General features: G+C 45.2%; 17 protein-coding genes. 8 read left to right on the top strand and 9 right to left on the bottom strand.

The genetic code is table 11. From position 1 onward, the window contains the following. Positions 1–20: 20 nt before the first annotated feature. Positions 21–1124 carry a phosphoribosylaminoimidazolesuccinocarboxamide synthase gene (locus tag KIV41_RS08085; protein ID WP_285336038.1) on the top strand — a complete coding sequence of 368 codons (1104 nt, stop codon included), beginning with the start codon at positions 21–23 and terminating at the stop codon, positions 1122–1124. Between the two features lie 92 nt (positions 1125–1216). On the opposite strand, the gene KIV41_RS08080 is transcribed toward KIV41_RS08085, so the two are convergent. The 4 genes from KIV41_RS08080 to KIV41_RS08065 all read right to left on the bottom strand — a co-directional run bounded on the left by KIV41_RS08080 (position 1217) and on the right by KIV41_RS08065 (position 7059). Continuing rightward, on the bottom strand, positions 1217–2890 hold the full coding sequence (locus tag KIV41_RS08080; protein ID WP_285336037.1) for an alkaline phosphatase: 1674 nt from the start codon (positions 2888–2890) through the stop codon (positions 1217–1219). Positions 2891–3197: 307 nt separating this feature from the next. Next, positions 3198–3575 (bottom strand): hypothetical protein, encoded by a 378-nt coding sequence (locus KIV41_RS08075; protein ID WP_029560994.1) that lies wholly within the window; start codon positions 3573–3575, stop codon positions 3198–3200. Between the two features lie 235 nt (positions 3576–3810). Then, positions 3811–4569: a phospholipase A gene (locus KIV41_RS08070; protein WP_285336035.1), complete on the bottom strand. Its 759-nt coding sequence runs from the start codon at positions 4567–4569 to the stop codon at positions 3811–3813. 135 nt (positions 4570–4704) lie between these two features. Next, positions 4705–7059 carry a helicase-related protein gene (locus KIV41_RS08065; RefSeq protein ID WP_285336034.1) on the bottom strand — a complete coding sequence of 785 codons (2355 nt, stop codon included), beginning with the start codon at positions 7057–7059 and terminating at the stop codon, positions 4705–4707. Between the two features lie 217 nt (positions 7060–7276). Here KIV41_RS08065 and KIV41_RS08060 point away from each other — a divergent pair, with 217 nt between their 5' ends. The 3 genes from KIV41_RS08060 (at position 7277) to KIV41_RS08050 (ending at position 11444) form a co-directional block, all read left to right on the top strand. Continuing rightward, the gene (locus tag KIV41_RS08060; protein WP_038887680.1) at positions 7277–8965 is read left to right on the top strand and encodes an NAD-dependent malic enzyme; all 1689 of its coding nucleotides are present in this window, start codon (positions 7277–7279) and stop codon (positions 8963–8965) included. Between the two features lie 225 nt (positions 8966–9190). After that, positions 9191–9892 (top strand): vancomycin high temperature exclusion protein, encoded by a 702-nt coding sequence (locus tag KIV41_RS08055; RefSeq protein ID WP_373417598.1) that lies wholly within the window; start codon positions 9191–9193, stop codon positions 9890–9892. Between the two features lie 181 nt (positions 9893–10073). Beyond that, positions 10074–11444 carry a DASS family sodium-coupled anion symporter gene (locus KIV41_RS08050; RefSeq protein WP_010448608.1) on the top strand — a complete coding sequence of 457 codons (1371 nt, stop codon included), beginning with the start codon at positions 10074–10076 and terminating at the stop codon, positions 11442–11444. A 160-nt stretch (positions 11445–11604) separates the two neighbouring features. Here KIV41_RS08050 and KIV41_RS08045 read toward each other — a convergent pair whose 3' ends face one another. Then, positions 11605–12930, bottom strand: a complete 1326-nt coding sequence (locus KIV41_RS08045; RefSeq protein ID WP_285336059.1) for a GGDEF domain-containing protein — start codon at positions 12928–12930, stop codon at positions 11605–11607. 272 nt (positions 12931–13202) lie between these two features. Here KIV41_RS08045 and KIV41_RS08040 point away from each other — a divergent pair, with 272 nt between their 5' ends. Continuing rightward, complete coding sequence (locus tag KIV41_RS08040) at positions 13203–14027, top strand: DUF2797 domain-containing protein (RefSeq protein ID WP_088880632.1); 825 nt, start codon at positions 13203–13205, stop codon at positions 14025–14027. A gap of 76 nt (positions 14028–14103) precedes the next feature. On the opposite strand, the gene KIV41_RS08035 is transcribed toward KIV41_RS08040, so the two are convergent. Continuing rightward, complete coding sequence (locus KIV41_RS08035) at positions 14104–15339, bottom strand: cysteine desulfurase-like protein (RefSeq protein ID WP_285336033.1); 1236 nt, start codon at positions 15337–15339, stop codon at positions 14104–14106. Beyond that, positions 15323–15982: a 2OG-Fe dioxygenase family protein gene (locus tag KIV41_RS08030; protein ID WP_010448603.1), complete on the bottom strand. Its 660-nt coding sequence runs from the start codon at positions 15980–15982 to the stop codon at positions 15323–15325. The genes KIV41_RS08035 and KIV41_RS08030 overlap by 17 nt, the downstream gene beginning before the upstream one ends. A 367-nt stretch (positions 15983–16349) precedes the next feature. Between KIV41_RS08030 and trxB the strand changes: the two genes are divergently transcribed. The 3 genes from trxB to cydC all read left to right on the top strand — a co-directional run bounded on the left by trxB (position 16350) and on the right by cydC (position 20914). After that, positions 16350–17309, top strand: coding sequence for a thioredoxin-disulfide reductase (gene trxB / locus KIV41_RS08025; RefSeq protein WP_045388495.1), 960 nt, complete (start codon positions 16350–16352; stop codon positions 17307–17309). A 103-nt stretch (positions 17310–17412) separates the two neighbouring features. Continuing rightward, positions 17413–19200: a cysteine/glutathione ABC transporter permease/ATP-binding protein CydD gene (cydD, locus tag KIV41_RS08020; protein WP_285336032.1), complete on the top strand. Its 1788-nt coding sequence runs from the start codon at positions 17413–17415 to the stop codon at positions 19198–19200. Further along, on the top strand, positions 19193–20914 hold the full coding sequence (cydC, locus tag KIV41_RS08015; RefSeq protein ID WP_285336031.1) for a cysteine/glutathione ABC transporter ATP-binding protein/permease CydC: 1722 nt from the start codon (positions 19193–19195) through the stop codon (positions 20912–20914). Before cydD ends, cydC begins: the two co-directional genes overlap by 8 nt. A 248-nt stretch (positions 20915–21162) precedes the next feature. Here cydC and KIV41_RS08010 read toward each other — a convergent pair whose 3' ends face one another. Together KIV41_RS08010 and dsdX are read right to left on the bottom strand one after the other, a co-directional pair. Continuing rightward, a complete protein-coding gene (locus KIV41_RS08010; RefSeq protein ID WP_285336030.1) occupies positions 21163–22494 on the bottom strand; it encodes a D-serine ammonia-lyase in 1332 nt (443 codons plus the stop codon). 15 nt (positions 22495–22509) lie between these two features. Beyond that, positions 22510–23847 carry a D-serine transporter DsdX gene (gene dsdX, locus KIV41_RS08005; protein WP_285336029.1) on the bottom strand — a complete coding sequence of 446 codons (1338 nt, stop codon included), beginning with the start codon at positions 23845–23847 and terminating at the stop codon, positions 22510–22512. Positions 23848–23948 lie beyond the last annotated feature (101 nt).

Here is a 23948-nt window from a genome sequence, read left to right as displayed (position 1 = left end):
AAGATGATAGGAATGTCGCAATGAGCCTTGCTAATCAAGTACTTGCCGTCAATGACGACCTGCCAATTCGCACCCACAAGCCTGTACACAGCGGAAAAGTTCGCTCTGTATACTGGTTAACTGAAGAAGACAGCGCACGACTGATCAAAGAAAAAGGATACGATGTTGCTCCTGATGCCCCATTGGCAATCATGGTGATCAGTGACCGTATCTCCGCATTTGATTGTATCTGGCACGGCGAAGGTGGGCTAAAAGGCGTTCCAGGAAAAGGCGCAGCACTAAACGCGATTTCTAACCACTGGTTCAAATTGTTTAAAGACAACGGCCTTGCTGATAGCCATATCTTAGACATCCCTCACCCATTCGTTTGGATTGTGCAAAAAGCAAAGCCAGTGAAGATTGAAGCGATCTGTCGTAAATACATTACTGGTTCTATGTGGCGCGCTTATTCAAATGGCGAGCGCGAGTTCTGTGGTATTCTGCTTCCTGAAGGCCTTGAGAAAGATAAAGCGCTACCTGAATTATTAATGACACCTTCAACCAAAGGTATCTTGAAAGGCATTCCCGGCGTACCTGAAGCGGATGACGTGAACATCACTCGCCAAAACATCGTAGATAACTTCGAAGCCTTTAACTTCTCTAGTGCAGAAGACATTGCACAATACGAGAAGCTACTAAAAGAGGGTTTTAATGTAATCAGTGATGCCCTCAACACCATTGACCAAACGTTCGTTGATACTAAGTTTGAATTTGGTTACGTGCACGATGCAGCAGGTAAAGAAAAGCTGATTTACATGGATGAAGTAGGCACGCCAGACTCTTCACGCATTTGGGATACAAAAGAATACCAAGCGGGCAATATCGTAGAGAACTCGAAAGAAGGTTTCCGTCAGTTCTTGCTAAACCACTTCCCTGACCCTGATATTCTGCTTAACAAAGAACGAATGCCAGAGCGCGAAGCGCTCGCTCGTGATAACGACCTGCCTATTGACTCTTTGATGGACATCTCACGAACTTACATCGGTATCGCAGAAAAAATCACTGGTCAGCCAATCTCGTTAAGCGACAACCCCAAAGCGGAGATCATTGAGATCTTAAGCAAAGAGTACGGTTTGATCGACTAACTTCACCTCTAAGATGAATGGTTAAAATGACCCAAATAAAAAGTCCGCAAAATGCGGACTTTTTTGTTCAAACTAAAATCAACGTTAACTGTCTAAATATCTAGCGTTACACCATCGGTAGTAGAAGCCGACTTAGTCGTAACTCGATACTCTTTATCTGTAATAGTCGAAACCATGTACCACGTTGATTCTGCTTTTTCCGGAGTAAAGGTTACACGCATAAAACCACGCTGTTTGATATCTGTCCATTGAAGCTCTTTCGATAAGTGAGGAAGCGTAAACTCCATTTGAGCAATCGCAACCGGATCCAACCCTAAATAAGCTTCTAAACCGGGAGAACTGACAGAGCTTGTTGCAAACTCCACACCGATGGGATTACCCGACATATCTGCCAGCTCGCTGGTCCATGCGTTATGGGTATCCCCTGCTAGACAAACGAAATTGCCAGAAACGGATTGTGCTAACTGGTACAGCTTTTCTCGTTCAACATAGTAACCATCCCACGCATCAAGATTATACGGTAATGTCACTGGGTCTGAGCTTGGGTCAGCAAGATACGCTGTCATTGCGGAGTTAACGGCCAATAACGCTGCCGATTTCTGCTCATCTGTGGCGGTAAAGAGTTGAAACATCGCTAGCATGACGCTGCTTGGAATTTCCATCTTCGACATTAGTACTTGCTGGCCTAACACATTCCACTTTGAGTTGTTAGTTGTAAACTGCTCAACTAACCACCCTAACTGGTCCATCCCAAGAAGCTCTCTATCGCTTGCTCTCGACTCAGCCACAAGTTGAGCAATACCCTCCATAGAAGGGGGTGACATGGAAAAGTAATCTAAAGGCTTATCACGTCCTACCAAGCGAGTATCAAGCATCATCAGGTTAACAAGGTCACCAAACGCGAACTGCCTATATATCAACATGTTTGATATTGGGTTTTCACGTACTGGTAGCCACTCTACCCAGGCAGCTGCCGCTGCCGCTCGACGATCATAAAAACTCCCCTCTGAATCTTGATGGTTTTCGGCGCCTTCTTTCCAAGCATCGTTCGCGAGTTCGTGATCATCCCAAACGGCAATCATTGGTAAAGTCGCATGCAGTTCCTGCAAATCAGAATCTTGTCGATACTGTGCGTAACGAGCTCGATAGTCTTCTAATGTGACACATTCTGTCCCTTTGCTTGGCTCTCTACCAAGAGCAGTAGCATTCTCAGTCGCGTATTCACCTGAACCATATTCATAGATATAGTCCCCCAAATGTAAAACCACATCGATAGATTTGCTTTTATGTTGGTTAATGATTTCACGATAAACATTGAAATAACCCGCTGGATAATTCGCACACGATACGACGGCCATTGATATTTCATCAATAGCGCCCTCCGGTAGAGTGTGCGTCTCTCCAATAACACTTGAAGCGTCTCCAACCAGGAAGCGATAATAGTATTTGGTGTTGGCGTTGAGGTTCATCACATCAACTTTTACGGTAAAGTCTCGACTGGTATCAGTTGAAAACACGCCTTGCTGAACGACATCTGAAAAGTTCATATCAGAAGCAACTTGCCACTCTACGTCGACGTTTGCTGCCTCGGTTGAGACTCGCGTCCAAATAATGACTTGGCTTTGTGTTGGATCCCCGCTCGCAACCCCATGCTCAAAAGCTGCACTCGCGACTAACGTATCATCATCGCTATTACATCCAACTAGACCAGTTGCAACTGCTGTCGAAGACATGGCTTTGATAAAATCTCTACGTGACAAAGACATATTAACTTCCCTTGTTATTTTTTATTCCTTTCGCTAAGAGCGATTGTTCGGCCTAATGCGAATAAGTTATCAATCACAAATAGCGTCTAAACATTGTTTGTGAAACACAAACTTAGAAGCACGTTATGACAATTGCATGTCAAAACGTTACAAAAATGTTAAATTAAGTGTAAATACTCTATATTCATCACACTTATTATCAATTCTGCATTAATAACAAATAGGGAAATGTTGCTTTTGGAGACAAAAAAGCGACTGTCGGATCAGTCGCTTGTTATTAGATGTTTAAAGTGAAGAAAAAGAAAGGCTAAAGTTTGACAGTCAAAACATCCGGTTCACTACTCTCTATTTTGAGTTTACTTCTTTGTTCAATGTACTCAATTTGCTGAGCCTCCAAAGCATAAGGCATAACCACGCGCAGCTCATGTATACCTTCACCTTGCGCTAACCTCACTAAAGTAACCAAATTAGACTCATCACTCTGACGTGAAGACATCGATTTCAATGCAGCTTCCCAAAGACGATCTTCGGGCTGTGTTAATTCCGCGATGTTCTGTTTCCACATTATGCCAAAAATAGGAGCGATGGTGGAAAACGCTTCTAGAAAGGTCCACTTTTTGCTACCAGATGCGCCTAGAAAGCTAGTGTAGTCGAATTCAATGCTTCTCTTTCCTTGTTGTTCCATCATAGGCCTCGACACGCTTTTTATTAGATATACCAAATATCGTTCAACTGTTTTGATATAGCAATAGGATATAAGACAATAGTCTTTTATGCCCTAATTTACATTCAAAAGGAAATATAAGAACCAGACTTGTAACAATCGATGTACAGCTTCGCCATATATAAGCATTCAATTGATTAATATTTTAATGAGTAAAGAAAAATGCGACTTCATTAGTAAATTAGATGGAAAATATTTATAAATTCATAAGTTTAATGCCAAGCCCAAGCCGAGTCTGAGAGTGGTTGTAATCGATCAAGGTTTCACCATACCCATGATAACCCTGTAGATAGATACCTAAAATATCGTTAATCGAGTGCGTATAACCCAGTTCAACCCCACCTTTATCCGATGAGAAATTATAAAAACCCCGTGCATCGATTACGCCAGGTCCAGTATAGAATTTGCTCCAAAGTTTATATGGTGCATAAAAGTCCTCCATATCATCATGTTCAGACTTAAATACCCACCAACCTTGAACGCCATATTCGAACGGTCCGGACACGCGTTCCAAAGATAAGTAGAGGCGATCCCAACTGCGCGATAAGGCTGTCGACTGACCGTTTGACTCGTGCATGTACCCTGTCTCTAGATGGTTAAAGAGCAACATGTTCGACTGATGTGCCAAAAAGACTTGGGGCTTGTAGTTGGTTTCTCTAAAAGGTGAAGAAATATCGTTGTTCGCCAACTGCCACAAAGATTTTTGGGTATAGGAAGCTAGCACAGCAGTACCCGAGTTAAAGCGATACACTGGCACTGATGCGGAGAGTTGGAACTTTACTTCAAATTGCTGAAGTTGATCGACGTCCTCAGCCTTTCCTCTCAAAACATCTCTATTAATATCTGTCGTGTACGTACCTAATACATAGTTGTCTTCGTATGTTGCAATGTTAGTGAGGCTTTTGCTCTGCACAAACATTGGAAACAAAAGAAGCGGAAGGATCTTAAATTTCATTACTCTCCTATTCTCGCCGCCCACAGAGCGGCAATTGTATTCCTATTAAGCTCATATACTTGAGCCATAAATAAAAAGAACGGTATCTGTAGCAAATACCGTTCCAGTACAAAAATCTCGCTATCTCGTTGAAGGCTACTTCACATCGATGACACGACTGGCTTTTTTGTACTGCACTTTCCAACCTGACCAACGAGGTAACTCCCAGCGTTTAGGATCGCCCTTTCGATTGCCATCTGTGTAAATAACATGAACCAACTTACGAGATACAAAGTACTCTACGTCGAGTTTTAATTCAGCCAACAGCAATTTAAGCGGAAACTGCTCTGCAAAGTCCTGATATTCCCAATCTGGTATGCCTTCAAATGGGATGTCGTCCGCTTCAAACAGTTCAATGTCTTCCATGCTTTCCACGCCAAGCGTTTCTAACTGTTCCACGAGCCAAGTTGAAAAAGACAAATCATCAAGCGTGGCTTTATCGATAGGCTCTTGATTTAACCCAAGCGTGTTATAAATCTTCCAATGTTGTATTTGTTGTTTTCTTAACGGGGCGAAACCCGGCAGTAGTGTTTCGTCTTCAATCATCTCCACGATGGATTGAACAGCGACACCACCTTGAAGCACTTGGTATTCAGTGCAAATGGTTCGTCCTGCATAGATCAAGTGCATGGTGGCGCGCGGAGCTTCTTCCTCATAGTTGGTTTCACCTTGTTGCCACTCACCAAGTTCTAATTCACGCAGCAACTTAAGTGAAATAGGTAGCATCACAGAGGCAAGGTTCAGTGTCTGCTTTACACCTCTTGCGGGAACGCTATGGCTATCTAGCACTAATGCTGCTTCGCTACTATCAGGAAAACGGCTGTTACGGCCGACCATCATTTCCATCAAACCATTACCCAATGCATCACGACGTCGTTCTCGGCGCACGAATACAAGCTCAGGATGTAACTTGGCGATAGCTTTGGTTAACTCATCACGCTTGTATCGAGATGCGACTTCAAGCTCTGGCAATTCAAATACTTCTCGCATCTGCTTTGCTAAACCTTGCGCTTCTTCAAGCACGTTCAGATCAATGTTAACGCCGGGCAGTTGCTCCCCGCGCACCAAGCGAATCATCATCGAGGCATCACAGCCAAATGGCTCTTCTATTGCTAATGCTTCGGCCGATTCCCCGCCTTGCAATTGATACAATTGAGCCGGCACAGAAAGCGCTGCTGCTAAGTCGATCATCGCTTCTTTTTCTGATTTGGTTTGGATACGAGTCACTAAATCCGCAAATAAGGCATCAATTGGTAGAGGGTAAACTCTTTTACCATGCTCGGTGATATCACCTTGCTCGTCGATCGCTTCCATCCCTTGCAGGATTTGGAGTGCTGAGTTGAGTGACTTTTCAGGCACAGAATCAAGGAATGAAAGTTCAGAAAGTCTGTAACCACAACAAGCCGCTGCGAGCATTGGCTCTACAAGTTCTTCACGATGCAATTCAGGCGGCGTAACTAATTCTAACGGCGCATGTTCACCAAACAAACGAATGCACGCCCCTTCAGCAACACGACCTGCACGCCCCATTCGCTGCGCTGCACTGGCTTTAGAAATGTTGGTTAACGTCAGTGCTGTACGTCCATTTCGTTGTACGGTTCTGCGCTCCAAACCACTGTCGATCACCACGCGAATATTTGGAATAGTCAGAGAGGTTTCCGCGACGTTAGTAGCCAGTACGACTTTGCGTTGCTTTTGCACTGTCAGTGCACGGTGGCGCTCTTCATCACTGACAGAAGCATGTAACTTTACCACCAGCACATCATCGAGATTTTGCAGCATCTGTGAACATTGAGTGATCTCTTTACGACCCGGTAAGAAAACAAGAAGATCACCCTCTTCGTCTTCTAGCGCTTCTTTCACTGTTCGAACGACATCGTTCTCACAACCTTTTTTGTTCGGCAAATAACGACTATCCACCGAGCGATAAGTCACGGTGACAGGAAAACAGCGCCCTTCAGAACGTAAGCGCTTTGCATCCAGATAATTCGCCAGCTTTTCGCCCTCTAAGGTTGCAGACGTGACAATCAAACGGTGCTGTTTTTCTTGCTTTAAAATCGCTGTAAGGAGATCAATGTCCCAGCGGCGTTCATGAAATTCGTCCACCATCACGATATCGAAGCTAGTCAGTTTGTCTTCCGCGAACCAACGCAGTGCAACTCCGGGTGTCACGAAAACAACACTGGTGTTTTCATCGTAGTGAGCATGAAGCTTAATCGCGTAACCAATCTGCTTACCTAACTGTTGACCGGATTGCTCAGCTAGAAACTCAGCTAAAGATGTACAAGCAATTCGACGTGGCTCAATCACCAATACTCGACCGTGATTGGCAGCCCAAAGCGGCAAGCGTGTGGATTTACCTGAACCCGTTTCGGCTTCTACCACCAAGTGATATTGATTCACCAGTCGGTCAAATTCAGCTTGTAAGCTATCGATAGGTAATTGAGACATAATAGATTAGAAAGTGATATTAGATAGCGAGAGAGTATACCAGAGTCAGAAATCCCTGCTCTAAGATTCACTATGCTCGATTTAGTGACGATATTTTCGTCTAGAAGCCGATTTTTTTGCGACATTACGTTGATGTACATCAACGAATGTTTACAACTAAATGGCGAACCCGTTAGAATTTTACACGCATCCTTCAACCCTACATTTAAGGCACCTAATGAACAACGACAAGCGCCCACTCTATATCCCATATGCGGGTCCGGCTCTTTTAGCGACCCCTCTTTTGAACAAGGGCAGTGCGTTCTCTGCAGAAGAACGTAGTTCATTCAACTTGGAAGGTCTTCTACCAGAAACAACAGAAACCATCCAAGAGCAGGTAGAGCGTGCATACCAACAATACAAAAACTTTGAAAGTGACATGGATAAGCACATTTACCTGCGTAATATCCAAGACACCAACGAAACACTGTTCTACCGCCTAGTTCAAAATCACATTTCTGAGATGATGCCTATCATCTATACGCCGACCGTTGGTGCCGCGTGTGAGAACTTCTCTAATATTTACCGTCGTGGTCGTGGCCTATTTATCTCGTACCCAAACCGCGACTGTATCGATGACCTGCTAAACAATGCAGCAAACCACAACGTTAAAGTTATCGTGGTAACCGATGGCGAACGTATCTTGGGCTTGGGTGACCAAGGTATCGGCGGCATGGGGATTCCTATCGGGAAGCTTGCTCTGTACACCGCATGTGGTGGCATCAGCCCTGCTTACACACTGCCAATCGTATTGGATGTGGGCACGAACAACCCACAACGCCTTGCAGACCCTATGTACATGGGTTGGCGCCATCCACGTATCACGGGCCCTGATTACGATGCATTTGTGGAAGAGTTCATCCAAGCAGTGCAACGTCGTTGGCCAGATGCTCTGATCCAATTCGAAGACTTTGCACAGAAAAATGCAATGCCGCTTCTAGAGCGCTACAAAGATCGCATTTGTTGTTTCAACGATGACATCCAAGGCACTGCTGCGGTAACGGTAGGTTCTCTGCTTGCGGCGTGTAAAGCGGCAGGCACTAAGCTGTCTGATCAACGTATTACTTTCTTAGGTGCTGGCTCAGCAGGTTGTGGTATCGCAGAAGCGATCATCGCACAAATGGTGTCAGAAGGGATTTCTGATGAGAAAGCACGTTCACAAGTGTACATGGTTGACCGCTGGGGTCTATTGCAAGAAGGCATGCCTAACCTTCTCGATTTCCAACAGCGTCTTGTTCAGAAATTCGACAACACTAAGAAGTGGGAAAATGAAGGAACTGGTTTCTCGCTTCTAGATGTAATGCATAATGCCAAACCAACCGTTCTTGTCGGTGTTTCCGGGGCTCCAGGCCTATTCAGTGAGGAAGTGATCAAAGAGATGCACAAGCACTGTGCGCGCCCTATCGTATTCCCACTATCGAACCCAACAAGCCGTGTCGAAGCTACACCAAACGACATCATTCGTTGGACAAACGGCGAAGCATTGGTTGCAACAGGTAGTCCATTTGAGCCGGTGGTTCATGAAGGCCGCACTTACCCTATCGCACAATGTAACAACAGCTACATCTTCCCAGGTATTGGGCTAGGTGTACTTGCGGTAAACGCGAAGCGCGTAACCGATGAAATGCTGATGGAATCAAGCCGTGCGTTGGCAACATGTTCACCATTGGCTATCAACGGTAATGGCGCACTACTTCCACCATTGGAAGAAATTCACTTGGTATCGAAGAAGATAGCATTCGCTGTTGCGAAGAAAGCAATTGAGCAAGGCGTTGCGCTAGAAATCACAGATGAAGCGCTAAATGATGCGATTGAACAAGCATTCTGGCAGCCTGTATACCGTCGCTATAAGCGCACAGCCTTCTAGTTTTTGAGACAGTATGCACAATAAATAGCCCCCGCAGTACGGGGGCTTTTGTTTTTTATGCTTTTTTTTACCATTCTAACCAGATTTTGGCATAAATGGACTTCTCTAATTTCCTGACTATCGGATATGATGAGAAACATCTTATTACTCAAGGATATCTCTGGTTTGTTTTTGTCTCAGATAAAGTCAAAGTGCTTGTTGTTGCTTTCATGGAAGCGAATAGCTTTGATTTTGTCGATCATTTTAGTTAGCTTCATCACGGTAATTTTTGCCATTGATCGCTGGGTTGCAACACAATCTGAGGATCGTATTTTTACGTCTTATGAACAAGTACCTTCCCACGAAGTTGCCGTCGTCCTTGGCACAAGTAAGTATATTGGGAGAATACTGAATACTTACTATATCCATCGTATCAACGCTGCCATAGACCTTTACAATCAAGGTAAAGTGCAGCAGTTTTTATTAAGTGGCGACAACGCGCATCGCTCTTATAATGAACCTTGGACGATGAAGCGTGATTTGCTGAAGGCAGGTGTACCTGAGGAATCAATTCATCTCGACTATGCAGGCTTTCGTACTCTAGACTCTATCGTCCGAGCTAAAAAGATCTTTGCCTCTGAGCGTTTTCTCATCGTAACTCAAAGATTTCATTGTGAACGCGCCCTCTTTATCGCAAACGCCTACAATATTGATGCACAGTGCCTAGCGGTAGCAGGGCCGGATACTCAAAAACAGAAATCCTCTATGCGCATGAGGGAGTTACTCGCACGAGTTAAAGCATTTCTCGATCTTTACGTGATGAACACTCAACCAAAATTTCTTGGCCCACAAGAACCTATCGTCCCTCACGATGAGCAACAAGAGCTAGAGAGTACACCCCATTTGGCAGAAGAGCCCCAAACGCCAAACACTTCAGATCCGTTGTAAAATGTTTTATGGGTAGATTACTACCCATTTCTAAATCCTCATCTCACATTTCCGTAACAGTTCCCCCAAACTCTCCAACTTTAACGCCTCAAGCAAAGTAACATTTAATCAATAAATAAAAACAAGTCAGTTACTTTGCCATAAATAATAATTAATAAGGCGCTGAACAAGGAGCTCAAATATGACCGCACTCGCCGTGACATTGAAGAACTGGTTCTTCACCCGAAACAGTATGATTTTAACCGCTAATATCGTGTTGTTTTTAGTCTTACTCACTACCCTTCCTTTCGACCCTAAAGTAGTAACGGGTTTGAGTATCTTAGTATTTGTCGCGATACTTTGGTTAACCGAAGCCATCCACGTTAGTATCACAGCGTTGCTTGTCCCTCTACTCGCCGTGTTCCTTGGCGTGTTTAATACCCAAACCGCGCTAAACAACTTTTCTAACTCAATCATCTTTTTATTTTTAGGTGGTTTTGCTTTAGCAGCCGCTCTACATAAGCAAAAGCTCGATCAAGCAATTGCCGATAAGGTACTGCTCATTGCGCGCGGAAAAATGTCTGTCGCAGTATTCATGCTTTTCGGTGTTAGCGCGGGTCTGTCAATGTGGATTTCTAACACAGCGACTACCGCAATGATGTTACCGCTGGTTTTAGGCGTGATGAGTAAATTGGATGCAAAAAAGAACCACAGTACCTACCTATTTGTACTCCTAGGCATTGCATACAGTGCTTCTATTGGTGGTATAGCAACTTTGGTAGGTAGTCCACCAAATGCCATCGCGGCTGCGGAAGTTGGCCTGAGCTTTACCGAATGGATGGAGTTAGGTTTGCCGATTTCACTCATTCTGATGCCAATTGCAATTTTGATTCTTTACACCATGACGAAGCCGGATTTGAGTCACGAGTTCGAGCTTGACCACAAACCTGTTGAGTGGACAAACGGTAAGAAGATCACCCTAGCGATTTTCCTCTTAACAGTTACATTCTGGATTTTCAGCAAGCCAATTAACGCAATGCTTGGTGGCTTCGCGAAGTTCGATACTTTGGTGGCGATTGGCGCGATTCTTTTGCTTGGTGCTTCTCGCGCGGTAGAGTGGAAAGACATTGAAAAAACCACCGATTGGGGCGTACTGATCTTATTCGGCGGCGGTATCTGTCTAAGTAACGTGCTTAAAGCGACGGGTACAAGCGTATTCTTAGCTAACGGTCTAGCTGGTTTCCTAGAGCAAGCAGGTATTCTGATTACGATTCTGTCTGTCGTCGCTTTCGTAGTATTTTTGACTGAGTTTGCAAGTAATACAGCAAGCGCCGCACTATTAGTACCCGTTTTCGCCACCATTGCAGAAGCACTTGGTCTATCGCCAGTGATTCTATCAGCCCTAATCGCTGTTGCTGCTTCTTGTGCCTTTATGCTTCCAGTAGCGACGCCACCAAATGCCATTGTATTTGGTACAGGCCACATCAAGCAGCAAGAGATGATGCGAATCGGTATGGTACTCAACATCGCCTGTATCGCCGCTCTTACTTTATTCGCTTGGTTGTTCTGGTAAAAACAAAGAGAGCCGCGTTTATACGCAGCTCTCTTTAGGAAATTTAGCACTACAGCTGCTGTTCTCGGTAATCAATGTGAGTACCTAACTACTACCCCCTAGTCATGTTCAGCAGTTTCCCTTTTGGTGGTCGTACGACCACCTTTTTTATATCTAGGGTCTACTTCACCACCTTCAGTGAAACTAGCCCGAAGTTAACCTCAACGCGATTGCGGCCCTTATGCTTCGCTTGATAAAGCGCCTCATCAGCCCTCGCCATCGCTTCAGTCATTCGCTCCTTTTGCATCTCAGCAACACCAATACTACAAGTTAACTTTTCGCCATGTATCCAAAGGTGATTTTCTACATTCTTTCTAAGCTTTTCTGCTCTTTCTTGGGCCTGATGAACAGAGCAATCGGGACAAAAGACAACAAATTCTTCTCCCCCCCAGCGAACAAGACGATGATCTTCTGGGATTGAGCTGGCAATAACCATCACGAACTCTCGCAACACATCGTCTCCCATTTGGTGTCCGTACTTATCATTAACAGCTTTAAAATGATCTAAATCTAAGTACAAGATAGAGAACGACTCAGTCCCCCACCTCACTTGGCGGGCTTTTTGTTCCATCCAGTTTCGAACTGCGTGTCTGTTCATTGCTCCGGTCAACGCATCTCGATGAGCTAACTCTGCAAACTCGTAGTTCTGCGCTCGCAACGTGTTGTTTGTTCTTTCTAAATGAAGATGCCGCTTTTGTGCTTTATCAAAAGCACGCTTACTTTTTCTCAACTCGTTTAAAGAGAATGCTAACCCTAATGCCATCCATGAAAACAGTAACGTGAACAACAGCGTTTCTTGGGCTAGATATGCTCCCTCAAACTCCATTTTCTCGATGATGATTTTGTGATGGCCTAGTCCAGCACCCGCTCCTGTAGCTAAATCAATTCGAGTGATATTTGAAAACTCCGGCCCAGAATGCTCAATAGGTACTTTATTATCAGCTAGCCACCAGGTCATCACCTGAAGGTTTTGAATTGGAATCTCGATGCTTTGTGTATGGCCTGAGGAGTCAAACTGCATACCGTTGTATTTGATTGTGTATTCATCTTGTGGGCTTGAGTAGACTTCATTAAAGTTTCTCAGGTACAACCTTATTTTCTTTGTTCCCTGACCTGACTCTGCATAACGAAGCTTGATACGAACCGTGTGGTAGTTTGATAGATCAATACCTTTGGTTGCTTCTTTAACGTCTGTGTATATAGAGATCCCACAGTAAGGCCAAGCATAGCTACTTTCCTTTAAGTCGCAGTTCAGCTGCAGGTCACCATCATCCCACTTAATACTCGACTGACTAGCCCCACCCTCCGCGGAATCATTCGTAGCATGGAACTTATATTTCTCTGGAGTCACAACCAATTTGCGAGTATCGCCCAGCAGGCTATAAAGCGCGACTAGGGTAATAGTGCATATAGACAACGCAAAAATGAGTTTATGTATCCACTTCATATTTTCAGCCATGAGTAATTGATGATTATATAGTGCAATGTACTGAATGTTTTTTCGAACTTCAAATAAAGATATTTATCAAGCCACTAAAACGCCTAAAGAATAACGTTCTCAACGATGAAACAGTAACAATCCTAACTTGTGATGTTCATTCCATAAAACATTAGGACTTAATTAAATACTGGTTTGCGAAACACTTCACAAGCATGTGCTACAAGCAGTGAGCAAGCCATTCTGGTATACTGTGCAAAAACACAATAATGAGTAATGTCATGTCAATAATTGCTACAGGTACGCTAAACAAAATGCGTGCTTCCCTTGATGGTGCCGTGAGCTACCGCCTCCCTGTGGGTGATGAAGAAGTGGACCTAAGCCCATTTCTCGGTCAAACACTCACCCTGACTCATACTGGCAATATTTACTGTTGTTCTTGCGGTAAGAAAACTAAGAAAAGCTATTCACAGGGCCACTGTTTTGTTTGTATGAAAAAATTGGCGAGCTGCGACATGTGCATCATGAAGCCAGAAACTTGCCACTACGAACAAGGCACCTGCCGTGAGCCACAATGGGGTGAAGAGAACTGCATGGTGGACCACTTCGTTTACCTATCGAATACTTCAAGTTTAAAGGTGGGCATCACGCGCCACACGCAAATTCCAACCCGTTGGATCGATCAAGGCGCGACACAAGGTCTGCCTATTTTCAAAGTGAAAACTCGTCACATCTCTGGCTTGATTGAAATCGAGCTAGCGAAACACATTGCTGATAAGACAAACTGGCGAACGCTGTTGAAAGGCGATGGCGACCCAATTGAACTGCAAGATCGTTTTGCAGAACTACTGCCATTAGTGGAAGACAAAATCGCAGAGATTAAGCAACAGTACGGCGATGACGCAATTGAAGTGTTAAGCGAAAGCATCACTTCTCTAAGCTACCCAGTTCAGCAGCATCCGACTAAAATCACCTCACACAACTTCGATAAAAACCCAGTTGTAACGGGTACATTGCAAGGCATTAAAGGCCAATACCTTATCTTTGATACTGGCGTGATCAACGTGCGTAAATTTACCTCGTACGAAGTGGAAGTGAGCGAATAAGCACTTCTTCAATCAATAAAAAACAAAAAAGCTCGAGCCAAGTGCTCGAGCTTTTGATTTGTGGAATCGTCGATGATTACGCGTCGAGTATGCTCTCTAACACATCAAACAACATATCGATCTCTGCGGTTGTGTTGTAGTGCATACAACCAATTCGCACCACACCACCCGACTCTTCTAAGCCTAACTGGCGAACGAGTCCTAGTGCATAGAAGTGCCCATTCCACACGCAGATATTGTGCTCACCTAATGTCTTAGCGATGAACTCTGGAGAGTATTTATCAAAAGTCAGCGCAAAAGTTGGCGTTCTCAGTTGGTTGCTTTCGTTGTTAATACCAAACAGGTTCACGCCGTCCAGCGCCCCTAAACGCTGCAAGAAATGCTCACTCAATTGCTGCTCATGTTGGCTGTATAACGCATAACTTTGCTCTAAGCGTTGACGAAGTGATGCATCTTCATCACCAAACTGGGCTAAGTATTCAACCGCAGCCGTGACGCCTGCCAAGCCTTCAAAACTCTGTGTTCCGGTTTCAAAGCGCCCCGGCCCAATATTGGTCGCAGGTTCAACTTTGTAGGGCTTAACACTGTGTAACCACTGGTCTGCTACGTACGCGATTCCTACATGTGGCCCAAAGAACTTATAAGCAGAACAAGCAAGGAAATCACAACCTAGCGCTTGTACATCAACTAAATGATGTGGCGCATAATGAACAGCATCCACATAGACCTGGGCACCAATGTTGTGTGCAATTTCAACCACACGGTGCATATCGACAATCGAACCGGTGGTGTTCGATGCGTAAGTCACCGCGACTAAGCGCGTTTTTTCATTCAACAAGCTCTGAAGGTGCTCAAGATCCAGCGTACAATCTTCTTCATTAATTCTGACTTGATGAACCACCACGCCTTTGTCTTCAGCCGCTTGCTGCCAACTCGACACGTTAGAGTAATGGTCTAGAGCTGAAACGATGATCTCATCGCCCTCTTGCCAATCGCGGCTAATCGCACGACTAAGCTGGAATGTCAGCGAAGTCATATTCGCACCAAACACGATATTGCCGGAAGACGGTGCGTTTAGCAGAGCTTGTGCCGATTCGCGAGCCGATTGCATAACATCAACTGTCTCTCTACTTGAGAAATAATGACCACCAAGGTTAGAGTTGAATCGTCCAAGGTAGCTAACCATACTATCCAACACAGACTGCGGCACTTGTGATCCGCCAGGGCCATCAAAAAACGTCACTGGCCGATCGTTGTGGTATTGCGCTAATGCCGGAAACTGCTCTCGAATTTGGTTAAGATTGAAGTTCATTTCGCTTGTCCGTCGCTGTCAGTACAAATACGTCCATATGACCTTCTTGATCATTAATCACTGAGCGAATTGGTACGGCGTTGTGCCATAATTTGCTGTCTGCCAACATTGCCACTTCACCGTTTTCCAACACTTTACGGAAGAAAGGCGCTTGGTTATGGCTGCTATAAAGCATAATGTCACCACCCATGATGTTGTGACGCCCTACACCAACTAATGCGATGTGATCAAAGCCATCTTGGTGTACCCCTTCCGGTGCAACTTGAGTTTCATCGTAGATTGCAGTGATTCGAATTTGGTGGATTTCGATTTCCTGGCCGTTTGGTAAGTGGTTTGCGTTAACAAACAGCTCACACATTTCTCGGAAACCTTCACTGGAAAGAATTCCTTTTTCAATCGGCTCAAACTGACGAATGACATCACCTTGGAAACGGTTGATATCAGAAGATTGTACAAAGCTGTTTTTGTTTAAATCGACTACCTGACCGTTTTCGAACCCCACCACCGAGTAACGGCGAAGACGATATTGGCCGTCAGCGTGTTCAGTACGAGGTAAACCTTCGAAGGAAGGAGAAAGCTGCTCAATCGCTGCCATGCTGAGCTGAGTTAAATGTAGGGTGTTCTCACGTGAATGTAACATCATTGGCTCCTTTAATGAGGCACATCTGGTTTATTTGATTAACATTTAATTTACATTCTAGGATACGCAAATATTCTGTAATTACCAGAATTTGACGTTGATAGCTTCAACAAAAACAAAAAAACGACATACATCTCTATGATATAACCATATGTTAGCTTAAACATTCAAATTAGATAACAGACAGCATTTGAAACTAGAACTCTCCACTATGAACAGCATTTTATGCTAGCGAAAAACAGTTCTCCGTAAACATCAGCAAGTTCTAACCTATAACCAATAATTCGATCAGCTCAATCCGTTTATGCTTTTAAAGCACTACGATTTTCCATACAATCGGATGAAATGTTCAGCCCTCTATGGAGCCATAATGAGCGACGTAAAACACTGTAAACTATTAATTCTTGGTTCTGGTCCAGCAGGTTACACAGCAGCAGTATATGCAGCGCGTGCCAATCTAAACCCTGTGCTGGTGACGGGAATGCAACAAGGTGGTCAGCTAACGACCACGACAGAAGTAGAAAACTGGCCTGGTGATGCTGAAGGTCTTACTGGCCCAGGTTTGATGGAACGCATGAAAGAGCATGCAGAACGATTCGAAACAGAAATCGTGTTCGATCACATCAACGAAGTGGAATTGTCTCAACGTCCATTCCGTCTAAAAGGTGACTCTGGTGAGTACACGTGTGATGCGTTAATTATCTCTACAGGCGCATCAGCAAAATACCTAGGCCTTGAGTCTGAAGAAGCATTCAAAGGTCGTGGTGTATCGGCATGTGCCACTTGTGACGGTTTCTTCTACCGTAACCAAAAAGTGGCGGTAGTCGGTGGCGGTAACACTGCTGTCGAAGAAGCGCTTTACCTATCAAACATTGCGTCAGAAGTTCATCTGATCCACCGCCGTGATTCATTCCGCGCAGAGAAGATCCTTGTGAAGCGTCTGATGGATAAGGTTGAAAGCGGCAATATCGTTCTTCACACAGACCGTACACTAGATGAAGTTCTGGGCGACGACATGGGCGTAACTGGCGTTCGTATCAAAGATGTGAACAGCGGGTCGACAGAGGATTTGGAAGTAATGGGCGCATTCATCGCGATCGGCCACCAACCAAATACGCAAATCTTTGAAGGCCAAGTAGACATGAAAGACGGTTACATCATCGTTCAATCTGGTCTTGAAGGTAATGCCACACAAACTAGCATCGAAGGTGTATTTGCTGCTGGTGACGTAATGGACCATAACTACCGCCAAGCGATTACTTCTGCTGGTACCGGTTGTATGGCCGCATTGGATGCAGAACGTTTCCTAGACGCACTTACTGACAAATAACTTTTCACATTTGTGTCATATCCTTAAAGCCCAGCGGTATTCCCGCTGGGTTTTCTTTTGTATACTACCGCCTCATTAAAACAATTATCATTAAGCCTTCACAATGGATAAGAAAAAGCAAAGCAGCTTGAATAAGTGGCTTAAGCAACAGAGTAAGTTGGCCAAGCGCTGGCTGATGGTTGCGATAGGCCTAGGCGTACTATCAAGCGTGTTTTTATTGGCTCAAGCAGCCCTGCTCGCCTCCATTCTTCACCAATTAATCATCGAGCATGTCGACAAGAGTGAACTTATTTGGCACTTCGTCGGATTGGGTGTCACCGTTGTCGGTCGCGCAGCCTGTACTTGGGGACGCGAAATTGCCGGTTACCGTTGCGGCGAACAGATCCGCGTTTACATTCGCCAACTTATTCTCGATAAAGTCCACCAACTTGGTCCTGCTTACATCAAAGGCAAGCCAGCCGGTAGTTGGGCAACGTTGATTTTGGAACAAGTAGAAGACATGCAAGATTTCTTCTCTCGCTACCTTCCACAAATGTCGTTGTCTGTATTGGTACCTTTCATCATCCTAGTGGTGGTTTTCCCAATCAACTGGGCGGCAGGCCTCATTTTCCTTGTCACTGCACCTCTTGTTCCTATGTTTATGGCATTGGTCGGCATGAAAGCCGCGGATGCAAACCGTAAGAACTTTAAAGCGCTACAGCGTCTTTCAGGTCACTTCTATGACCGTTTGCAGGCGATGACTACTATTCGTTTGTTCGACCGTACACAATCAGAAACCGAGACGTTAAAAGGTGCATCTGAAGTTTTCCGTACACGTACGATGGATGTCTTGAAGATTGCCTTTCTATCTTCAGCGGTTCTTGAGTTCTTCACTTCGATTTCAATTGCGATTACGGCGGTTTACTTTGGCTTTAGCTATATCGGTGAACTTAACTTTGGTTACTACGGTGCTGGCGTAACCCTCTTCGCCGGTTTGTTTATTCTGATTCTTGCGCCTGAGTTCTACCAACCACTTCGTGACCTTGGTACTTTCTATCATGCGAAGCAACAAGCAGTCGGTGCAGCAGAAAGCATCGTTGAATTCCTAGAGCTAGACGTTGACCAAGTAAAAGATGGTCACAAAGTTGTTGATCAAAACGCAGCGGTTCACATCGAAGCGAACGATCTTGTTATCTTCAGCCCTGAAGGTAAGCAACTTGTCGGTCCCTTATCCTTCTCCCTAGATGCCAACCAAAGCACCGCACTAGTCGGCCCAAGTGGCGCAGGTAAAACCAGCTTAGTGAATACCATCCTTGGTTTTATGCCATACAAGGGCAGCTTGAAAATTAACGGCTGTGAGTTGTCTGAACTGAACTTGTCTACATGGCGAGAAGCCGTCAGTTGGATTGGGCAAAACCCAATGCTCCTGCACGGCAGTATTCGTGACAATGTCACCTTAGGTAAGCAAGATATTCAAGACCAACAAGTCCATTCAGTACTCAACGACTCTCACGCCGCAGAGTTTGTTGAAATGCATGGCTTGGATTACCAAATTTCTGACCGCTCCGGTGGTTTATCTGTTGGTCAGGCACAACGTCTTGCACTTGCTCGTGCGATGCTACAAAACGGTCGTTTTTGGTTGCTTGATGAACCAACTGCCAGCTTGGATGCTCGAAGCGAAAAACTGGTTATGGAAGGCATCGGTAAATACACCGAGTCCACCACTAACTTGATGATCACTCACCAATTGGCACCACTGCAAAATGTGTCTCAGATTTTGGTGATGCAGCAAGGACAAATTGTCCAACGTGGTGATTACGCAACGTTGGCATCGCAAGATGGTTTATTTAAAGAAATGTTGGCTGCCAACCTAGCTCAACGTGAATCAGACAAGGGGAACTTAGATGCGTGATTTACTCCCTTATCTAAAACTGTATAAAAAGCACTGGTTTGGTTTGTCCCTTGGGATGCTTCTAGCGTTTCTGACGCTGGCCGCTTCTGTCGGTCTATTAACGCTGTCCGGCTGGTTTATCTCTGCAGCCGCTGTAGCGGGTTTGACCATTGCTCGTGAGACCTTTAACTACATGCTGCCTGGCGCAGGTGTTCGTGGCGCTGCGATGGCGCGTACTGCTGGCCGCTGGGGCGAACGTGTCGTTAGCCACAATGCTACATTCAAGCTACTGACGGATCTACGTATCTTCTTCTTCAAGAAGCTTGCGCCGCTGATCCCTGGCCGCGTTTCTACCATGCGTGATGCGGATCTACTGAACCGCCTAGTGGCAGACGTAGATGCAATGGACCACGTGTACTTGCGTCTAATCAGTCCTGTGATTGTTGGCGTATTCGGCATCTTGTCGCTAACCGCAGTACTTGCTTTCTTTGACTGGCATCTTGCCCTATTGCTTGGCGGTATTCTAACGGTAATGCTGTTAGTGTGGCCGGTACTGTTCTACAAACTTGGTAAGCATAACGGCGAACATCTGACACAAAATAAAGCACAGCTGCGAGTGGCGACACTGGACTGGCTTCAAGGTTACAGCGAACTGAGCCTGTTCGGTGCAGAAGAGCGTTACCGTAACGTGATTCTAGAGAAGCAAAAACAACTGCTATCCAACCAGTTCGTCAACGCTAACCTAACGGGTATGGCTTCTGGTCTGCTGATGCTAGCGAATGGTTTAACGCTCGTTGCTATGCTGTGGTTTGCTGCGGATGGCGTTGGTGGTCGTGCGCCAGATCCTTGGATTGCGCTGTTCGCATTTGCCACCATGGCAAGCTTTGAAATTCTGATGCCAATCGCCAGTGCTTTCCAATATCTAGGTCAAACACTGACATCAGCGCGTCGATTGAACGAAATCACCTTAGCGGAACCAGACGTTATCTTCCCAGAACAATCTAAACGTGAAGATAAGCCGCTAGATATTGAGTTCAGTAAGGTAGATTTCACCTACCCTGATGGTCAGCAAAAAGTACTGAAAGATCTCACGCTATCACTGCCACTGGGCTCAAAAACGGCGATTGTTGGTCAAACTGGTTCAGGTAAATCGACGCTGATTCAATTGCTTTGTCGCTACTGGGATGTAAACCAAGGTCAAGTGAGCATCGGTGGTGCGCCTCTGCAAGATTGGAGTGAGTCTGATCTGCGCGCGGCAATCACAGTAGTCAGCCAACGTGTTGATATTCTTAATGGCACATTGCGTGACAACCTGCTGCTTGCAGCCCCTGAAGCCACGGACGAGCAGCTAGCTGATATTCTGACCAAAGTGGACTTGGCGAATCTGTTAGACGAACCAGGACTGGATGCTTGGCTAGGTGACGGCGGTCGTCAACTGTCTGGTGGTGAGAAGCGTCGAATTGGTATTGCGCGCGCTCTATTGCGTGATGCCCCAATCCTGCTTCTTGATGAACCGACTGAAGGTCTGGACAAACGCACCGAGCAAACGGTAATGGAACTGTTCAAAGAGCACTTTGCGAACAAAACCGTGGTATTTATCACCCACCGTTTAATTGAGCTAGAAAGCATGGACAACATCTGTTTGATGGAGCAAGGCGAGATCATCGAACAAGGTAACCACCAAGCGCTACTAGCTGAGAAAGGTCGTTACCACCAGCTATTACAATCTCTGTAATACAGGGATTCAAAATAGACAAAGGGCTCATCCATTGATGAGCCCTTTTTTATACCAATCACAGTAAGCAAGTGTTCAGAGGTAGCGCAGGAAAAACGCTTGAGAACAAGGCTAAAATTTTCGATAAGTAGTTACTCTACATTCAAAATTTTAAACAAAGTTATCAAGCGTTATAACCAGCTAGAATGAACAGTTATTTGCTACGATTGGTATTACTCTCGCAGTTCCCAAAGCAAGAGCAAACTCGATTATCGACCAGATTTCGCAAGGTACGCAGACATTTCAGCCTCCGGTACCATGCCGCCACCCGTCGCCCAAACTAGGTGAATGGCGTTCTTCATCTTATCTTCACTAAATTGCATTCGAGCTTGGTAAGCTTGGGCTTGTGAAACGTGCACTGCCCCCATCATGCCCGCCAGTGCAGAAGGCTCTAAACGAATGTCTTCTTGTTCACTTAGCTCACCTAGATGATGATACATGCGCTCATCCGTCATGGTGTAGTAACCATCAAGAAGTCTTTCCATTGCTCGCCCTACAAAACCAGACGCACGCCCTACCGCTAGACCATCAGCTGCAGTAATGTTGTCGATACCAAGATCTTGCACCGCGATATCATCATGCAAGCCAGTGTGTACCCCGAGCAGCATACACGGAGAGTGTGTCGGTTCCGCGAAGATACAATGAACGTGGTCACCAAACGCCATCTTCAAACCAAACGCCACACCGCCAGGACCACCACCCACACCACAAGGTAGGTAAACAAACAGAGGGTGTTCTGCATCAACGATGATACCCATATCCTCAAACTGTTGCTTCAAGCGTTCGCCTGCAACGGAATAACCTAAGAACAAGGTCTGAGAGTTTTCATCATCAATAAAGAAGCAAGTTGGATCTTTCTCTGCTTCTTTGCGTCCCTGCTCTACAGCTACACCGTAATCTTGCTCGTACTCCACCACGTTTACTCCATGAGAGCGCAGCTTGTTTTTCTTCCACTCTCTTGCATCCGCTGACATATGAACCGATACAGAGAAGCCGAGTTTTGCACTCATGATACCGATAGACATGCCCAGATTCCCTGTCGAACCTACGGCAATGCTGTACTGCTGAAAGAACTGACGAAACTCTTCACTGAACAATTTGCTGTAGTCATCACTTTCACATAGAAGCCCAGCTTCAATCGCCAACTTCTCTGCATGTGTTAACACTTCATAGATGCCACCACGCGCCTTTATTGAACCTGAAATAGGCAGATGACTGTCTTTTTTAAGCATCAAACGTCCAAGAATTTGAGTGCCGTATTGCGCTTCCAAGCAGGACTTCATCTTGTCGATTTCAACAACGTTCGATTCAATAATTCCGTTAGAAGCCGCCGTTTCTGGGAAGGCTTTCATTAAGTATGGAGCAAAGCGTTTTAGTCGTTCACTCGCGTCTTTGATGTTGGCAGCACATAAGCCAACGTACGGTAGACCTTCTTCAAGTGTGGTGATATTTGGGTTAAACCAAACCACCTCTTCTAACCCAATGAGTCGCTCAACCAAAGGGAATTCTGCTACTAGTGCGTTTACGTTATGCGTAGTCATTATTGTTTACCTTTATTAGATCATGTACGACAGAAGGAATGTGCCTGCTAATGCAACAAAAGAGGCAATGAATGTCGCTGTCGTGTAGTACTTGAAGATTTCTGTCATCGTGGCTCCACAATATTGCTTCACCAACCAAAAGAGCGAATCGGTCACTATCGTACAACCAATTGCGCCAGAGCCTATAGCCAGAGTAATGATTTCTGGACTTACGTTCGGATAAAGTGGGAGTAACGGAGCCACAATTGCCGTCGCGCCCATCATGGCAACGGTGGCAGAACCCACTGCCGCATGTAGAATAATCGCGACAAGCCATGCAAGAAGGATCGGATGCATATCGAGATTAGAAAGTAACTGTGCCAATACATCCGCCAAGCCACTGCCCTTTAATACGCCGTTGAATGCACCACCAGCGCCAATAATCAGCAAGATGTTGGCAATCGAAGAAAATGCACCTTCCGTTTTCTCAAGCAGCACACTCATGCCCATGTTCTGCTTAATACCTAACATGTAATAAGCAACAAAAGCGGCGATAAACATTGCTGTAATTGGGTTGCCGATAAATTCCAAAGTGGTGTACAGCGCACTGCCATGTTCCAAATTGAGTTCTGCCGCCGTTTTTAACAGCATCAGTGCAATGGGTAACATCACGGTGAATAGCGTCGCCCCCAAAGATGGCAATTGCGCTTCATCTTTCACTTCTAGTGAGGTGAACTCTTCAGGTACAGTTTTGAAAGGTAGACGTGCGCCCATCACCTTCAAGAACAACGGACCGCCAACTAAAGACGCAACCAAACCTATGAGTAAACCATAGAAAATCACAGAACCGATATCAGCACCAAGCTCATTGGTCACAAACAATGCGGCAGGGTGTGGAGGAACAATACAGTGCACTGCCATCAAGGCGGTACAAAGCGGAATGGCGAGATTTAAAAGTGAGGTATTGGTTTTTTTCGCAATCGAAAAAGCCAGTGGAATTAACAGCACCACGCCAACTTCTACGAATAGGGTTATTCCGCAAACAAGACCGATTAACACCATAATGACTTCAGGTGATAGCCAGCGAATCTTTTGTAGGGTAAGGCCAATTCGTTCAGCTGCCCCAGACACTTCCATCATCTTGCCAAGTATGGTGCCTAAACCAATCACGACAGCAAGAAAACCAAGCGTTCCGCCAATGCCACTTTCGATAGCACTGACCATCTCTAAAGGTTGCATGCCCATCATCCCGCCAACGTAAAAACTGGCGAGTAACAGCGCTAAAAAAGGATGGAGTTTAAACTTAACGATCGCAAAAACGATCATTAAGATACTCGTTATGAGGGTAGTAATGACCCAAAGGTTGGATTCCATGTTCAGACCTATGTTGTTGTTTTAATTGACTGCAATTAAACGAGGAATCCATAGCCCTGACAAACGATCAAAACTCACCTTTAGATGAAGTGAATTTAAAC

It is taken from the genome of Vibrio sp. D401a, assembly GCF_030248515.1.
In the GTDB taxonomy this organism is placed as follows: Bacteria; Pseudomonadota; Gammaproteobacteria; order Enterobacterales; family Vibrionaceae; genus Vibrio; species Vibrio rotiferianus.
The sequence above is the reverse complement of the archived record's forward strand: the minus strand, read 5'-3'. Positions and strand labels throughout refer to the sequence as shown.

Bases quoted from the DNA above. Each gene is read 5' to 3' on its own strand.
- KIV41_RS08085 (WP_285336038.1), top strand. From the start codon at position 21: ATGAGCCTTGCTAATCAAGTACTTGCCGTCAATGACGACCTGCCAATT.
- KIV41_RS08080 (WP_285336037.1), bottom strand. From the start codon at position 2,890: ATGTCTTTGTCACGTAGAGATTTTATCAAAGCCATGTCTTCGACAGCA.
- KIV41_RS08075 (WP_029560994.1), bottom strand. From the start codon at position 3,575: ATGGAACAACAAGGAAAGAGAAGCATTGAATTCGACTACACTAGCTTT.
- KIV41_RS08070 (WP_285336035.1), bottom strand. From the start codon at position 4,569: ATGAAATTTAAGATCCTTCCGCTTCTTTTGTTTCCAATGTTTGTGCAG.
- KIV41_RS08065 (WP_285336034.1), bottom strand. From the start codon at position 7,059: ATGTCTCAATTACCTATCGATAGCTTACAAGCTGAATTTGACCGACTG.
- KIV41_RS08060 (WP_038887680.1), top strand. From the start codon at position 7,277: ATGAACAACGACAAGCGCCCACTCTATATCCCATATGCGGGTCCGGCT.
- KIV41_RS08050 (WP_010448608.1), top strand. From the start codon at position 10,074: ATGACCGCACTCGCCGTGACATTGAAGAACTGGTTCTTCACCCGAAAC.
- KIV41_RS08045 (WP_285336059.1), bottom strand. From the start codon at position 12,930: ATGAAGTGGATACATAAACTCATTTTTGCGTTGTCTATATGCACTATT.
- KIV41_RS08040 (WP_088880632.1), top strand. From the start codon at position 13,203: ATGTCAATAATTGCTACAGGTACGCTAAACAAAATGCGTGCTTCCCTT.
- KIV41_RS08035 (WP_285336033.1), bottom strand. From the start codon at position 15,339: ATGAACTTCAATCTTAACCAAATTCGAGAGCAGTTTCCGGCATTAGCG.
- KIV41_RS08030 (WP_010448603.1), bottom strand. From the start codon at position 15,982: ATGATGTTACATTCACGTGAGAACACCCTACATTTAACTCAGCTCAGC.
- trxB (WP_045388495.1), top strand. From the start codon at position 16,350: ATGAGCGACGTAAAACACTGTAAACTATTAATTCTTGGTTCTGGTCCA.
- cydD (WP_285336032.1), top strand. From the start codon at position 17,413: ATGGATAAGAAAAAGCAAAGCAGCTTGAATAAGTGGCTTAAGCAACAG.
- cydC (WP_285336031.1), top strand. From the start codon at position 19,193: ATGCGTGATTTACTCCCTTATCTAAAACTGTATAAAAAGCACTGGTTT.
- KIV41_RS08010 (WP_285336030.1), bottom strand. From the start codon at position 22,494: ATGACTACGCATAACGTAAACGCACTAGTAGCAGAATTCCCTTTGGTT.
- dsdX (WP_285336029.1), bottom strand. From the start codon at position 23,847: ATGGAATCCAACCTTTGGGTCATTACTACCCTCATAACGAGTATCTTA.